Origin of the sequence: Nitrospina sp. P1_D6, assembly GCF_052156615.1 — a bacterium.
Lineage (GTDB): Bacteria > Nitrospinota > Nitrospinia > Nitrospinales > Nitrospinaceae > Nitrospina.
Genome location: NZ_JBQKUN010000008.1, coordinates 66,344 through 81,349 on the forward strand (window position 1 = coordinate 66,344; position 15,006 = coordinate 81,349).

Annotated in this window: 15 protein-coding genes and 3 tRNA genes; 15 read left to right on the forward strand and 3 right to left on the reverse strand. The window is 54.1% G+C overall.

Features of this window, described 5'->3' with window-relative positions; all coding sequences use genetic code 11:
- The 4 genes from ACTRXA_RS12895 (at nt 1) to yihA (ending at nt 3,241) form a co-directional block, all read left to right on the forward strand.
- Nucleotides 1-687 carry a c-type cytochrome gene (locus ACTRXA_RS12895; protein WP_442427583.1) on the forward strand — a complete coding sequence of 229 codons (687 nt, stop codon included), beginning with the start codon at nt 1-3 and terminating at the stop codon, nt 685-687.
- Nucleotides 688-689: 2 nt separating this feature from the next.
- Nucleotides 690-1,184, forward strand: coding sequence for a c-type cytochrome (locus ACTRXA_RS12900; RefSeq protein ID WP_442427584.1), 495 nt, complete (start codon nt 690-692; stop codon nt 1,182-1,184).
- 153 nt (nt 1,185-1,337) lie between these two features.
- Nucleotides 1,338-2,633, forward strand: coding sequence for a DUF1015 domain-containing protein (locus tag ACTRXA_RS12905; RefSeq protein WP_442427585.1), 1,296 nt, complete (start codon nt 1,338-1,340; stop codon nt 2,631-2,633).
- Nucleotides 2,630-3,241: a ribosome biogenesis GTP-binding protein YihA/YsxC gene (gene yihA / locus ACTRXA_RS12910; protein WP_442427586.1), complete on the forward strand. Its 612-nt coding sequence runs from the start codon at nt 2,630-2,632 to the stop codon at nt 3,239-3,241. The genes ACTRXA_RS12905 and yihA overlap by 4 nt, the downstream gene beginning before the upstream one ends.
- Before the next feature lie 46 nt (nt 3,242-3,287).
- Here yihA and ACTRXA_RS12915 read toward each other — a convergent pair whose 3' ends face one another.
- Complete coding sequence (locus tag ACTRXA_RS12915; protein ID WP_005007988.1) at nt 3,288-3,614, reverse strand: (2Fe-2S) ferredoxin domain-containing protein; 327 nt, start codon at nt 3,612-3,614, stop codon at nt 3,288-3,290.
- Between the two features lie 235 nt (nt 3,615-3,849).
- Between ACTRXA_RS12915 and ACTRXA_RS12920 the strand changes: the two genes are divergently transcribed.
- From ACTRXA_RS12920 to ilvB, 4 genes are all read left to right on the forward strand, one after another.
- The gene (locus ACTRXA_RS12920; protein WP_442427587.1) at nt 3,850-4,923 is read left to right on the forward strand and encodes an aminoglycoside phosphotransferase family protein; all 1,074 of its coding nucleotides are present in this window, start codon (nt 3,850-3,852) and stop codon (nt 4,921-4,923) included.
- 22 nt (nt 4,924-4,945) lie between these two features.
- The gene (gene lptG, locus ACTRXA_RS12925) at nt 4,946-6,049 is read left to right on the forward strand and encodes an LPS export ABC transporter permease LptG (RefSeq protein WP_442427588.1); all 1,104 of its coding nucleotides are present in this window, start codon (nt 4,946-4,948) and stop codon (nt 6,047-6,049) included.
- A 12-nt stretch (nt 6,050-6,061) separates the two neighbouring features.
- Nucleotides 6,062-7,003, forward strand: a complete 942-nt coding sequence (locus tag ACTRXA_RS12930; protein WP_442427589.1) for a Ppx/GppA phosphatase family protein — start codon at nt 6,062-6,064, stop codon at nt 7,001-7,003.
- Nucleotides 7,004-7,256: 253 nt separating this feature from the next.
- Nucleotides 7,257-9,056 carry a biosynthetic-type acetolactate synthase large subunit gene (gene ilvB / locus ACTRXA_RS12935; RefSeq protein WP_442427590.1) on the forward strand — a complete coding sequence of 600 codons (1,800 nt, stop codon included), beginning with the start codon at nt 7,257-7,259 and terminating at the stop codon, nt 9,054-9,056.
- 79 nt (nt 9,057-9,135) lie between these two features.
- Here ilvB and ACTRXA_RS12940 read toward each other — a convergent pair whose 3' ends face one another.
- The gene (locus ACTRXA_RS12940; protein WP_442427591.1) at nt 9,136-10,014 is read right to left on the reverse strand and encodes an MBL fold metallo-hydrolase; all 879 of its coding nucleotides are present in this window, start codon (nt 10,012-10,014) and stop codon (nt 9,136-9,138) included.
- A gap of 99 nt (nt 10,015-10,113) precedes the next feature.
- Here ACTRXA_RS12940 and ACTRXA_RS12945 point away from each other — a divergent pair, with 99 nt between their 5' ends.
- From ACTRXA_RS12945 to ACTRXA_RS12975, 7 genes are all read left to right on the forward strand, one after another.
- Nucleotides 10,114-10,587, forward strand: a complete 474-nt coding sequence (locus ACTRXA_RS12945; RefSeq protein WP_442427592.1) for a ClpXP protease specificity-enhancing factor SspB — start codon at nt 10,114-10,116, stop codon at nt 10,585-10,587.
- A gap of 149 nt (nt 10,588-10,736) precedes the next feature.
- Nucleotides 10,737-10,812: transfer RNA gene (locus ACTRXA_RS12950), tRNA-His, on the forward strand.
- 9 nt (nt 10,813-10,821) lie between these two features.
- A tRNA-Arg gene (locus ACTRXA_RS12955) sits at nt 10,822-10,898 on the forward strand.
- A gap of 65 nt (nt 10,899-10,963) precedes the next feature.
- Complete coding sequence (locus tag ACTRXA_RS12960; protein WP_442427593.1) at nt 10,964-11,632, forward strand: Spy/CpxP family protein refolding chaperone; 669 nt, start codon at nt 10,964-10,966, stop codon at nt 11,630-11,632.
- A gap of 64 nt (nt 11,633-11,696) precedes the next feature.
- Nucleotides 11,697-11,773, forward strand: a tRNA-Pro gene (locus tag ACTRXA_RS12965).
- Between the two features lie 252 nt (nt 11,774-12,025).
- Nucleotides 12,026-12,919 (forward strand): S1 family peptidase, encoded by an 894-nt coding sequence (locus ACTRXA_RS12970; RefSeq protein ID WP_442427594.1) that lies wholly within the window; start codon nt 12,026-12,028, stop codon nt 12,917-12,919.
- A gap of 39 nt (nt 12,920-12,958) precedes the next feature.
- On the forward strand, nt 12,959-14,002 hold the full coding sequence (locus ACTRXA_RS12975; protein WP_442427595.1) for a PIN domain-containing protein: 1,044 nt from the start codon (nt 12,959-12,961) through the stop codon (nt 14,000-14,002).
- 109 nt (nt 14,003-14,111) lie between these two features.
- Here ACTRXA_RS12975 and ACTRXA_RS12980 read toward each other — a convergent pair whose 3' ends face one another.
- Entirely contained in the window at nt 14,112-15,002 is an 891-nt protein-coding gene (locus ACTRXA_RS12980; RefSeq protein ID WP_442427596.1) for a hypothetical protein, read from the reverse strand.
- Between the last annotated feature and the right edge of the window lie 4 nt (nt 15,003-15,006).

Consider the following 15,006-nt stretch of genomic DNA (forward strand, 5'->3'; position numbering starts at 1 on the left):
ATGCACCGACACCCCTGGCAGACCAATATGTTGTACTGGATGGGAGCGATCTTTTTTCTGCTCACCACCCCCGTCCCTGCGTTCGCCGATGAAGCTTTGTTCGAACAGAAACGGTGCGGCACTTGTCATCGACTTTCGGCGGACGAGCCCGCGGAAACTCACCCCGCACCCGACCTGTTTTACGCCGGGGACAAATACCAACATGCGTGGCTGATCGAATACCTGCAGAACCCAGGGATCGTCCGCAAGATGGGGCATCCTCGCGACCCGGGGTTTCTGAAAGGCGAACCGGAATTCAAAGGACCGCACATGTCGGTCAGCAAACAGGAGGCGGAATCGCTGGCCTCATTGCTTATGGCGCAGAAGCTGGAGGGACTGGAACCGTTGTCGCTCGATTTCCAGCCGCTGGCGCGCGGTGAGCGGGTGCGCGCCAAGATGCTGTTCGAACGGGACCACAGCTGCATCGCCTGCCACGAAAGCTACAATCTGGCCCGGCAGCCGCGCGGGGGGGTGTCGGGTCCGTCGCTCATCAATGCAGGAAACCGCCTGCAACCCGGGTGGGTGTACCGCTGGCTGAAAAACCCCAGACAATTCACTGAGAAAAGCCGCATGCCGGTTTATGATTTTGACGAAATCCAATTGAAACTGATGACGCGCTACGTTTTGTCTCACAAGAAGGGTGAATGAGGATGCGTGACCGGCTCTCCAGATCCAGGCGTGGGCATTTCATCCATCCCCTTGTGCTCGCACTGGTGATTGCGTTGATGCTTTCCGCCTGCGGCGACGATGCGTCCAAGACCGAATCATCCCAACCCAAACCGCCGGTAGCTCAGACCCCTCCTCCACCGATGCAACCGGAACCACCAAAAACTGCCCGCTCCTATCCCGTCACTGAAGAGACCCGTGCCACGTACCAGTATTACTGCACGCAGTGCCACGGCCTGAAAGGCAAGGGCGACGGTATCAATGCGCGTCATGTTGTGGTGCCGCCACGTGACCACACGAAAGCGGTGTACCTGGAAAGCCGTTCCGACGAGCAATTGTTTCACGCCATCAAGCATGGGGGCCTTTCCACCGGCCGGGCCCCGTGCATGCCTGCCTGGGGAAACACTTTCGATGACGCCATGATCCACTCCCTCGTCAGCTACATCCGTGAGTTGTGCGAGTGCGAAGGCCTGACCTGAACCCGAACTCCACCGCACTTCCCAAGTAGCAATTGTCTCAATTCGGCAAAGGGCGTAGAATGATTTTTATATCCGCCGCCCGCTTCGGTGGAATTTATATTGCCTGAATAGACCATCTATATTTATTTTTTACCCGATTCCCAGGACCGCATTATGGTTGATGTCGCTCCCTTCACCGGACTGCTATACGATGAACGGACCGCCGGACCACTGGCCGATCTCGTCGCGCCGCCTTATGACGTCATCACTCCCGATCAGCAGGACGACCTGTACCGCCGGAGTCCGTACAATGTGGTCCGCCTGATTCTGGGCAAACAATGCAGTCAGGATACCGAAACCGATAACCGCTACACCCGATCGGCCAGAGACTTCGCCGACTGGCAGGCAAAGGGCATTTTGAAGGAAGACGACCGGCCGGGATTTTACGTTTACTCCCAGGAGTACACCTACAACGGCCGGCCGTACAGCCGCTACGGATTTTTCGCCCGCGTTCGCCTGGAAGAGTTCAGCAAGGGCAACATCTGCCCGCACGAGTTCACGCTGGCCAAAGCAAAGGAAGACCGCGCCAAACTGATCCGCGCCTGCAAGGCCAACTTCAGTCCCGTGTTCGGTCTGTATTCCGATCCCGAACGCACCGTAGACGGCTCACTTGAAGTGGTCATGCAGTCGGAGCCACTGGCAGTGATTGAGGAAGACGGCGTGACGCACCGGTTCTGGAAGCTCACCGAACCCGCGACGCTCGCCAGGATTGCAGAACAGTTCGAGAATAGAAAGGTATACATCGCGGACGGGCATCACCGTTATGAAACCGCTCTCGCCTACCATCTGGAGAACGGCGGACCCGGGAGCGATTCGGCGCACGTGTTGATGTTCCTCACCAACATGGACAACGACGCCCTCGCCATCTATCCCATCCATCGGCAGATCAAATCACCGGAACCGTTCGACCGCGATGCCTTCCTCAAAAAACTGGAATCCTATTTTCATATTCAATCCTTCCCGAAAAATGCTTCTGCCAGCGTAATGATTGCCACTTTGGAAGAAGTCGGGCATCATGGGATCGCCTTCTGCGCGTATCTGGGTAACGGCAATGCGGCATTACTGAAACTGAAAGATATCGATGCCGTGGTTCCGCACATGAACGCTGATGACGCGGAGCCGCTGAAAGTGCTCGATGTATTTCAACTGCATACCCTGGTGTTGAAACACCTCATGGGCATAGACACCAAACGTCCGGAGCATCAGCAGTGCATCACCTACAATGTTCGGGCGGAGGAATCGATTCAAAACGTGGAAAAAGGCGAGTTCGACCTCGCGTTCTTCATGAACGCAACCCGCATCGATCAGGTGCGGAGCCTCGCCGAGCAGGGCGTACGGCTCCCCCAGAAAGCCACTTACTTCTATCCCAAACTGCTCTCCGGATTGGTGATCAACCGTTTCAAATCATGAAAATCGTCAAGGCCGAATTCATCACCGGTGCGGTGTCCGCCAAACAGTTTCCCAACCAGCCGCTTCCCGAAATCGCGTTCATCGGGCGGTCCAACGTGGGCAAATCGTCGCTCATCAATTCGCTGGTCAACCGCAAAAAGCTGGTGAAAACCAGCGCCACACCGGGAAAAACGCAGATGATCAACTTTTTCAACATCAACGATGTGTGGATGCTGGCGGACCTGCCGGGCTACGGCTTCGCCAAAGTACCCCCGCAGGTGCAGAAGAAATGGCAGGTGCTGATTGAAGACTACCTGCAGGAACGCGAACGTCTGGAGAGCGTGGTGCTGATCGTAGACATCCGCCGGAAACCAACGGAGCTGGACCTGGTCATGCGGGACTGGCTGGAGGACGCGGGGCTGGACTACGTTGTGGTCGCCACCAAGTCCGACAAACTGTCGCAGACGGAGAGAAAACAGCAGATGACCAAAATCAAAAAAGAATTTGGCGGTGACGGGGTGCGCACGGTGCTGATGTATTCCAGCAAGAACAACCAGGGCCGGAAGGAACTGTGGAACTATTTTTCAAACCGCAGAAAAAAAGAGGAAGCCCAACCCGCCGAGGAGTGAGCTTCCTCTTTTATTTACTTGTTGATACCAGCGTAACGAACGGGGATCAGCCCCACATCTCGTCGGGAATTTCCAGGCGCTCGATCTTTTTGCCGTTCATGATGTGGGATTCGAGAATCTCGTCCACGTCGTCCGGCTTGACGCCCTTGTACCAGACTCCGTCCGGGTACACAACCACCACCGGCCCCATGGAACAGGGTCCCATGCATCCCGTGGTGGTGAGCATGGCTTTGCCAAACAAATTTTTCTGTTCGATGCCCATTCCGATTTTTTCAAAGACTTCCATGGCTCCGTTTTCGCCGCAGGAACCCCGGGGATGTCCCGGAGGGCGCTGGTTCGTACAGACCAGGATGTGATATGCAGGTTTCGGCATTGTTCTCCTCCGTAAATAATTCAAGGGACCCGCAGGTCCCATTTATGATGCGACTGGTTAGGGTTCGCTTTGGAAATTTAAAGGAAATCTTCCAAAATTCCGTGGGCAGGGTGGCTTTCCCTCTTTCACCCGCCCCGGGGCCGCATTGTCTCCGGCCAAACGGGCTGGTAGTATACTATAATTGCACAAAGTTCCAAACCGAACCTGTATTCACAGGCCATAAACGACCTATCCAATGAATTCCAAAATCGCAACCAGCCCTTCCGCCGAGCCGCGTTTCAACCTGCCCTACCTGGCCAAAACGCTGGGGGGGCTGTTCGGGCAATCGGTGGCCGGGGTCGAGGCCACACCGCTGCAGGGTGATGCCTCCACCCGCCGTTATTTTCGCCTGCATCCGCATTACCGGTCGCGCGGACGCGGACCGGACTCACTTGTCCTGATGCAGTTGCCGGAACCCTTTCCCGGCGAGAAATATGATTTCGTCCTGATCCAGAAATTTCTGGAAGGGTTGAATGTTTCGGTCCCCCATCTTTACCACTATGACGTCGCGCAGGGATTTGTTTTCCTGCAGGACTGCGGCGACATCACACTGGAGCACCAGCTTTCAAACAGCGATGAGGCCGAAAGCCGCGCATGGTACCGGCAGGCGGTCGACAAGCTGGCCGACATGCAGTTCCGCGCGACGCAACGCATCCGCCCGGACTGCCCGGCGTACCACCTGCGTTTCGACACAGCCAAGCTGATGGGGGAGATGGACTTCATGATCGAGCACTACATCGAAGGCCTGTTGGGATTGAAACTGAACGACACCGTATGGAATGCGTTGCAGCACCACCTGCAGCGCCTTTGTTCCGAACTCGACCGGCAACCGCTGCACTTCACCCACCGGGATTTTCACAGCCGCAACCTGATGGTCCACGATGAGGAGCTGGTGATGATCGACTTTCAGGATGCACGCATGGGCCCCAGCCAGTACGACCTCGCATCCCTTCTCCGCGACTCGTACCACGTCCTTCCGGAGGAATTTGTGAGCGACATGGTGACTCGCTTCATCAGCCTGAAAAAACAAAAGGAAAAAGGGGATGTGGATGCAGACGAATACCGGCGCGTGTTCGATTTGATGTCCGTTCAGCGCAACCTGAAAGCCATCGGCACCTTCGCCTACCAGAAACACGCCGTTGGCAACGAACGTTATGAACCCTGTATCGCTCCGACCCTGAACTACGTACGCACCACCCTGCAACGCCACGACGATTGGAAAGGCCTGCGTCACGCATTGGAGTCGGCCATCCCGGAGCTTGCCTCCTGACTCTTTCCGCACCCTTACCCTTATGAAAATCCTGAAACGCTACATCCTGGCCCAGTTCCTGAAGACGTACCTGTTGATGGTCGTCGCCATGGTCGGCGTATTTTTGGTGATCGACGCCTTCGAACGGCTCGATGAATTCGTCACCAAGCACGGTACGTTCTGGGATTTTGTTCTTTATTTCATTTACAAAATTCCATTCATCCTGTCTTACATGGCGCCCCAGGCGATCCTGCTGGCGACGGTGGTGACATTGGTGGAGCTGGCCCGCAACAACGAGCTGACTGCCATGCGCGCCTGCGGTATCAGCCTGACCGGAATCACACAACCGATCCTGAGCACTTCGCTCATCATTGCGCTGGGGCTGGTCTTCCTCAACGAGTTCGTGACCCCCAAAACCAGCGAAAACATGAATTATATTTTTTACGTGAAAGTGCGCGGCCACGAAAACCTGCACCAGGCTTCGCACCAGAATTTGTGGTTGAGGTCGCCCAACGGTTCCATCTGGAACATGGAAACCTTCGATCCGGTTAACAACGTGATGTATGATGTCAGCCTGTTTTATTATGATCGCGAACATCCCGTCATGCGACAGCGCATCGACGCGCAAAAAGTTTCGTGGACCGGGGACCAGTGGGTATTTGAAAAGGGTGCGATGCGGTTTTTCTCCCCGGGCGGTCTCGACAAAACCCAGTTTTTTGAAACACAGGTGTTTCCTGTGATGGAAAAACCGGAAGATTTCAACAAGGTCCAGAAACGTCCGGAAGAGATGAGTGCACGTGAGATGTACCAGAATATCCTGATTAAGGAATCGGAAGGATTCGATACGGCCAGAAACCGCGTCGACCTGCACCACAAGCTGTCGTATCCGTTCATCAGCGTGGTGCTGGCGCTGGTGGGTATTCCGCTTTCCATTCGTTCCAGCAGGCGGGGCGGGCTTCTGTTCTGCATCGGTATCAGCCTCGCCATCGGGTTCCTGTTTTTCTTTTTCTACGCCACCTCCATTTCTCTCGGCCAGAAAGGAACCTTCGAACCCGTGCTGGCGGCGTGGGGTCCGTGCCTGTTGTTCATCACCGTGGGCCTGTATCTTTTACTCACACTCGACAGCGAAAAAGTGCTGCCCATATAAAGAGACGACTTCATGATGAACCACTTTGCGTCGGTCGATATCGGCTCCAACACCATCCGTCTGCTCGTCATGCAGGTCAACGGACAGGGCGAGTTTCATGAAGTGGACTCGGAGCGTGCCATCACGCGTCTGGGCGAAGGCATCCATACCGAAAAAAAGCTCCTGCCGCACCGCATCGACCTTGCACTGGACACCCTCCGCGGATTTCAGGAGCGGTGCCGCAAGTACGGCGACGTGCCGATGAAACTCGTCGCCACCAGCGCCGTACGCGAAGCCGCGAACAAAGAGGACTTCGTGAACCGCGCGAAAGACGAACTGGACCTCACGATCGACGTCATTCCATGGGAGGAAGAAGCACGGTTGACCCTGGCCGGGGTGTTCTGGAAACTGCCTGAAGACAACCGGCCGATGGTGACGTTCGACATCGGCGGCGGCAGTACCGAGTTCATCTATTCCCGGGGCCGCAAGGTGGAAGCGGTGGCGGGTACGTCTCTGGGGGTGGTTCGCCTGACGGAACGGTTTCTCACTCAGCACCCCGTGGCGGAAACCGAGTACCGGCCCCTGCGCGCTTTCCTGGCGGAAGAACTGGCCGACGTGTCGCGCAAACTGGGATCGCCGAAACCCGAAATTCTGGTGGGCACCGCGGGTACGGTGACGACCCTGGCCGCCATCCGCGACGATATCTACCCTTACGATCCGGAACGTATCCACGGCATGCACCTGCCGCTGGCGGACATCGAACGCCTGAACGGCGAATTGAAGGCAAAATCCATCGAAGAGCGTCGTAAAATCCGCACATTGGAGGAAGGACGCGAGGACCTCATCATCGCCGGCACCGCCATCCTGCTGGAAACCATGCACACCTTCGCCTGCGAAACCCTGACGGTCAGCGAATACAGCCTGCGGGAAGGGGTGCTGATCGACGCCTTCGGCGACCGGGCCGGCGGGGGTTGAGCGAGAGGAGCCCCCTGAATATCGGCCTGTGGATTATAAAAACGTCCTCCCTACGCCGCGGGGTAAAAAAAATTTGATAGGTTCCGGCGGTTCACGTTATAAAAGAGTATCCGGAGCCGAATCCCGTCATCACCATCCACAGCACAGCAGGTCACCCGTCCTGCCCGGTTTGCGCCCGGAGTTTGGGTTGACAAGCCCCGGCCCATAGGCTAAGGTTCAACTTATCTTATTAATTTTTAACACGTTATAAGCCATGTCACGCACGCGTCCGTCCACAGCAAAAAAAGTCGTCAACATCGACCGCAAAAAAGATCTCGCCAGCCCGCCCATGAAGGGACGGGACATCCTCGTAAAGGCTCTGGAAAACGAGGGCGTGGACACGGTATTTGGCTATCCCGGTGGCGCGTCGATGGAAATCCACCAGGCACTGACGCTCACCAAGAAAATCCGTCACGTTCTGCCGCGCCACGAACAGGGTGGTTCGTTTGCCGCGGGCGGGTACGCGCGTGTGACGGGTCGGCCGGGCGTGTGCATCGCTACTTCCGGCCCCGGTGCCACCAACCTGTTGACCGGCATCATGGACGCAAAGATGGATTCCATTCCGCTTGTCGCCATCACGGGTCAGGTCCCGACGCCGGTGATCGGCAGCGACGCGTTTCAGGAAACGGACATCGTCGGCGCCTCGTTTCCTCTGGTCAAGCACAGCTACCTGGTGCAGGACATCAACGATATTCCGCAGATCATTCACGAAGCGTTTCACATCGCCTCCACGGGGCGGCCGGGTCCGGTGCTCGTGGACATCCCGAAAAATATCCAGCAACAGGAGACGATCCCGGATTTCAAGGTCGGGCTGGACGTTCCGGGTTACCGCCCGAATCTGAAGCCCGCGCCGCAACAGGTGAAGAAAGCCATGCACCTGCTCAAGGAGTCGCGGCGGCCCATCATCTACGCAGGCGGCGGCATCATCTCCGCGGAAGCTTCTGACGAACTGCGCAAGTTCGTCAAGAAGACCGGCATCCCCATCACCAACACGGTCATGGGGCTCGGCAGTTTCCCGATGGACGACCCGCTTTCGCTCCACATGCTCGGCATGCACGGCGCGGTGTATGCGAATATCGCCATCAACCACGCCGACCTCGTCATCGCCCTTGGCGTGCGATTCGACGACCGGGTTACCGGAAAGCTTTCCGAATTCTGCCCGAACGCGAAGTTCATTCACGTGGACATCGATCCGTCGGAGATCAACAAGAACATCACCGTCGATGTTCCGATCCAGGGCGACGTCAAGCAGGCGCTCAAGATGATGGTCGAACTGGCGGAAAAGAAAAAGGACATCGGCCCCTGGCTGCAACAGGTCCAGGAGTGGAAACAGGAGTTTCCGCTGACGTACAAAATGAGCGACAAGGACATCGTGCCCCAGCACGTGATCACCGAACTGCAACGCCTTGTCGGAGACGAGGCGATCGTCTCGGTCGGCGTCGGCCAGCACCAGATGTGGACGGCTCAGTTCTGGCGGTTCAAGCAACCCCGGCACTGGCTGTGTTCGTCCGGCCTCGGCGCGATGGGATTCGGCCTGCCCGCGGCGATGGGTGCGGCGGTGGCGCGGCCGGATGTGCCTGTCATCAACATCGACGGCGACGGTTCGTTCCTCATGAATATACAGGAACTGCAGACCTGCAAGATCGAGAACATCCCGGTGAAAAGCGTTGTTCTCAACAACGCGCACCTCGGTATGGTGGCGCAGTGGGAAGACCGCTTCTACAAGTCCCTGCGGGGACACACGTACATCGGCGACGCCGATTTCGCGGAGATCGCCGACGCCTTCGGCATCAAAGGCGAGTCCATCCGCAAACCGGAGGAAGTGGAACCGGCCCTGAAGCGCATGTTGAAACACAAGGGACCCTACGTGCTCGACGTCAAGTACCCGTACAACGACAAGAGCCACGGCCACGTCATCCCGATGATCCCGGGCGGCCACACGTACCTAGACACCATTCTCGACACGGATACCAACCTGCGCGATTACTGGAAGAAAAAAGGAATCGACATTTAAACCGCATCATCGATCAAAAAACAAAACCCCTTTCCCGGATCGGGAAAGGGGTTTTTTATTTCAGATCAGACTGCTCTTATCAGGTTTCGCGTTTGGCTGTGTATTCGATGAACGCCCGGCGGATGTTCTCCTTTATCCTCTCGGTGTGCGCCCAGTCGCTGTACTTTTCCATCAGCCTCGCCGTCACGTTCTCGACCGTTTTGTTCAGATCGTATCCCTTGTCGAGTTCGCGATTGACATACTGCCGAAGAAGAATCAGGTAGTGCTTCGCCTGGATGATGATCTGCTTGCCGCCGGGACGCCCCTGACCGGGCACGATCAGTTCCGCATCCACGTCTTCCATCTCCTGAAGAGCGTCGATCCACGGATCGATGTAGCTGTCACGCGTGTCCGGAATGACCCGGTTGAAAACCAGCCCGCCGCCGATGATTGTCCGCCAGGTGGGGAGGTATACATATAAATCCCCATCGGTGTGGCCCGGACCCGGATGCCGCAACTCAAGAAGGTACCCTCCCAACGTCAGCTCCACTTCCGTGTCGAACGCGAGGTTCGGGTAGGTCAGGTTTTTCAAACCTTCCAGTTCGGCCATGGTTTCCATGTTTTTCTGCGCTTTCAGGTGCGCGATGATGGAAGGACACTCCTTGAACGCCGAATTGCCGAGCACGCTGTCCTTGTGATGATGCGTGTTCACCACGTGCGTGATGGGTTTGTCCGTTTTGCTGCGGATTTCGCCCAGCAGGTGTTGTCCGCCCTCCGCGGTCATCCGCGTGTCGATCACCATCACGCCCTGGTCGGTGATGATGAACGTCGCGTTCGCATCCGGCCCGCCTTCGGAATGAACCGTCCAGATGTGCGGCAGGATCTCGATCGTTTTTTCCTGCGCTTCCACCACGCCGGCCCACGCCAGCCAGATTGCCAACACCCAACCCGCTCGTTTCCCTGCCTTGCTTGCGATCATGATTGTCCTTCTTTTGTATCTAATTGAACTTTCGTTGTGAACGCAAATGGTATCATGATCCGCTTTTCGCCGAAAAAAAATTGTGGTAACTTTGGGGCCATGGAGACTCCTTCCCAGACCAAACAGGAAATGCTGAACCACCTGCTCAGCCAGGGCGACGCCATGGTGTGTCTCGATGCGCGCCAGCCGGATGTGGACGTGCCCAAACAACACAAGCACAATCCCATGCTCAACCTGGTGCTCAACCTGGGGTTCCGCCGCCCCATCGAAGCGGATGAAAACGGAATTTACGCCACCCTGTCGTTCGGCGGCCGACCCCACAAGTGCATCATCCCCTTCACCTCCGTATGGGCCATGTATGACCCGCAAACCAACGAAGGCCAGGTGTGGGAAGAAAGCATCCCGCAGGACATCGACCTGATGGAGGAGATGAGCAAGGCAAAAAAACCGGACCCCACGCGGAAAACCACCATCCAGCCGCAAACCCGCGCCGCCGCCAAATCAACTGAAAAAGACAAGGAAAGCGGCGAAAAACCGAAACGCGACCGCTCGCATTTGCGCGTCATCAAGTGAGAACACCCCCGCAATCGTGTGGGATGCCGCCTGACGGCCTGTAGGCCCCGGTTTTCAAGCAGTTGGCGGGGAATATTTGCTTGTACCCGCTGAATGAATGGTTTAAACTGCACTCCTTATTTTTATATAATACCCTACAAGACACTATGGTGGGCGTAGCTCAGCTGGTAGAGCACTGGATTGTGGCTCCAGTGGTCGCGGGTTCAAATCCCGTCGCTCACCCCATTTTTTTCTGCGCCCGTAGCTCAGCTGGATAGAGTACCGGACTTCGAATCCGTAGGTCGCAGGTTCGAATCCTGCCGGGCGTGCCATTTTGGTTCCATCTTTCCGGACCCAGTCCAGACTGCCTCATAAGTGAGTGAGAAAGGAGTATCCCATGCGCCATTTCATTGCATCCGTTCCCCGCGTTCTCGTTTACGGATTCGCCTTGCCCCTGTTACTGACCGGGACGGTCACCTTCGCGTCGGCCAGCCCGGAAGAAGGCAGTAAAACCGAAGGCCACCCGAAATCGCCGCACGGCTACACCCACGGGTCGCCGCATGGCAAATCCCCGCACGATTCCGGTTACTCCGGCCACCACGGCAAGGAAGAAGGCAGTGGCAAGGGCTACGAACACGGCAAGGGTTACAGCCACGGTTCGAAAGGGTACGGACACGGCTACAAAGGCCATCACAAAAAAGGCCACGGCAAGTACGGTCATGGCGGCGGACACCACGGCGACCGCGATCCGTTCTCGCACCTGCTCAAGTTCGCCAAGCCGCTGGGTCTCACTGAAGACCAGTTGAAAACCATCAGTGACAAGCAGTTCGAGTACCAGAAGAAAAGCGTGCAACTGCATGCCGAGCACCGCATCGCGCACATGGAACTGGAGAAACTGGTGCACAGCGGTGAGTTCGACGAGAGCGCCATCCGCAAAGTCGGCGAGCGCATGAAGACGGTGAAGGCAGCATCGATCCAGTTGATGATCGACGCGAAGATCGCGCTGCTTCAGGTGCTGACCGAGGAACAGCGGAAGAAGATCGGCGGCCTGCACCACGGCGGCTGAGTCCGGAAGTCCGGACGGGCGGCGGGGCACATCGCCCAAATCGTGAACGACGCATGGCATTCAACGGGGCGTAGCGCAGCCTGGCAGCGCATCTGCTTTGGGAGCAGAGGGTCGGAGGTTCAAATCCTCTCGCCCCGACCAGAAACGAAAAGGGATCACGGCAACACGCCGTGATCCCTTTTGTAATTTGAAAAACCTAAATTCTAACTCACTCTACTCAATTATAATTAGTTCAAGTTAATCAGCATGGTTTCTATCTTGAGTGATTCAAGATACATTGGGTAAATTGCCTTCGCTTAGTCCTCGACCTATCTTAAACTATTACGCGGAGTTGGTTTTCCTACAATAATATGATGAGTTAAATTTTTATCCTTCAAATTTTTTGATCGAAAAATGCCAGACTTTCGACCTGTAAATAAGAATGACCGATTTTTCTATGAATTGATGCCTATTTTGATCGGGATCGGTCCAAATGAAAATTTATCATTTTATGGATCATGTTTTATCGCCGGACCTCATATGGCAATAACAGCAAAACATGTTTTCGAAGAACTTTTGAGAAATGATCCTAATATTGAATTTGGTACATCCCACACTGAATATTGGGTTATTCAAATCAAATGGGCCGGTGACGATCACAACTACATCATCTGGACAATTGAATCTATAGCCACCTCACCCCACTCTGACATTGCAATTATTTGGTTACGTGCTTTTGATGAAAATGCAGCCCAACATAGTAAATGGTCAATTCTTCCAATAACATTTGACGTGCCACCAATTGGATCTACAGTTAGAGCTTTTGGGTACCATGACATCTCCTTCGACGGGTCTCGAGTAAATTCAAATGGGAAATTCGAACATATTGAGATAAAAAGCGAACGTTCCACATCAACTGGAACTATAAAGCAAATTTATTGGGATAAAAGAGATTCCGGTTTATATAGCTTTCCCTGTTTTGAAGTTGATGCCAGATTTGACCATGGTATGAGCGGTGGACTGGTAATTAACGAGGAGAGTCAGGTTTGCGGAATTGTATGTGGAAGTCTGCCTCCTGGATTAAATGATTACAGTCATGTTTCCTATGTCACCATGCTATGGCCAATGATGGCAATCCCTATAGATGCTCGTCTGATTCCAGGTGTTTCTGGAGGCATCCGTTACAACTTACAGGATTTGGCAGCAAAAGGAATTTTTGAGCCAAATGGATGGGATCGTGTTCAAATTGAAGATCAACTAGGTACGGGTGGGCCAATCACAATGCGTTATATAAAGAAACATGTTTGAGGAAATGGCCAAATACCTCGACCATCATGGAGAAGATGCATGTTCAGGATTTTTATCGATTCAAATATTTTTATACAGGGGGGCAAACCACCGGGAGGGCCCATTGTTTCGCGTATTGAGGATCTCGCAAAAGCTCAAATAATTGAAGTCCTTACCACGGATTTAACAGTAACTGAGGTTGCAAAAAAACATACTGAAAACGATTATAATGTCATAAAGGAATTGGGTAGCCCCCATTTCCAAAATCTAGCGAAAAAACACATCGGGTTAAATTTACCAGAATTAAACAAAGATGAACTAAGAGCATCAATCTTTCAAGAATATTTAAAAGAGGTTGAATTGATGTTCAATAAACTTAACGCTAGGACCCTTGCCATAGACAATGTAAAACCATCAAACGTTTTTAAAGCGTATGGAGACAAAAGTAGTTTTTTTTCTGGAAAGGGAAAAAAAGATCAGTTTCCCGACGCTTTTATTTTCGAATGCTTAAAGGCTGAAGCTTCGGCGGATTCACCTGTCATAATAGTTTCACTTGATAATGACTTTGAAAGTCCTGTTGAGTCTGAAAATAATATCTCACTAGTCAAGGATCTCCCTACGTTATTTAAAAACCTTGGTTTACAGGTAGAGGCCCCCGAGATAGAGGAGTTCCTTATTGAGAAGGAAGCAGAATTGTTGAAATTATGCGAAAGGGAACTAATAGACTTTACCCTTTACGCCTCCGATGTAATGGATGCTGACATTGAAATAGATCAAGTTTTGGAAGTGGTACCAGTAGAGCTTATTAGCTTTTCATTCCACGATAAAGATGATCGGAGCATTTTGGTTGTTGGAACATTAAAAATTACTACTCAAGTTTATTATACCCACCCTGATTGGGGGACCGCATCTTACGATTCAGAGGACAAGGTACTAATTCCTTGGGATGAGGTGGCTGGAGAAACTGAAGTTACTCTTTATGCCGATTTTTCTATGACAATCCTAACCGACGACGAAAGCAATCCCGTACAAATTGATGATTTCCTATTTAGGAACGATGATTTTACATTTATCGATCTTTATCCTTCTGAACTCTATAAATGAGAAGAATAAATTTGTATTTACTAAGATAACTGCCAACAAAAGTTCGCATTTGTCATTTTTTTAGGCACCATTTCATACTTGGTCTTTTTGATCAAAATTTGAAATTTGATTAGATTTCGATCACCCGATCGTAGACTCCGGAGTACACGGTGAGGCCGGACTCCACACTGCGCGAATGCGGCACGGTGAACCCGCCTTGCCGGGTCAGCTCCAGCATGCTCAAAAAATTGGGATGGCTGTCGTCATGATACAAGTGATGCGAGGCATCCACCTGCCGCACCAGGTCGGCGCTTTCCAGCTTCGCAGCCGCGACGTCCATCCCCCGGTAGCTTTGCGTCACCGCCACCGTCAGGGGAACGTGCTGGTTCTTCGGTTTCTGGTAACAGTTGGCATAAAACGCCTGGCCGAACACGCCATACTTCACACAGGTTTCGATGAGCCGTCCCGCGACGCCCTCCGCACCGTTGCCGAAGTTCGCCGGACAGAACAGCACGTCCGCCTGCAACTCTTCCGGCGGAAACAATTTCAAAAGGTACAGGTCGGAACAGATGAAAAACAGGGCCGAGTACGCCTGTCCTTCGTGACGCAGCACCACGCGGTTGAGGTGCGTGTACGGCTGGACGTTGATGATCGGCGACTTCTCATCCATCCAGTTCATCTCGAACGACTGTGGCGTCACCTTCGCCTGGGGCGCATGCACTTTCCCATTGGCGGAAAACACGAACAACGTGTTCGTGCGCTCGCCCGCCTCGCTGTATGGCAAATCGTCCGCCCCGCGGTTGAGAGTGGTAACCAGCGTGACCTGCTTCTCCTTCGCCCAGCGGCAAAACGCGTCGTAGGCGATGTCCGATCCCTCCGCCGTGTACGCGGCGTACTCCGGAAACAGGAGGATGTCGCCGGCGTTTGCCGACTCCACCCTTCGCGCGATTTCTTTCAGTTGCCTGTCTTCCGCCGCCATGCCGAACGTGCACAGGTTTATCTCCAGCGGTCTGGTTTTCATTGAT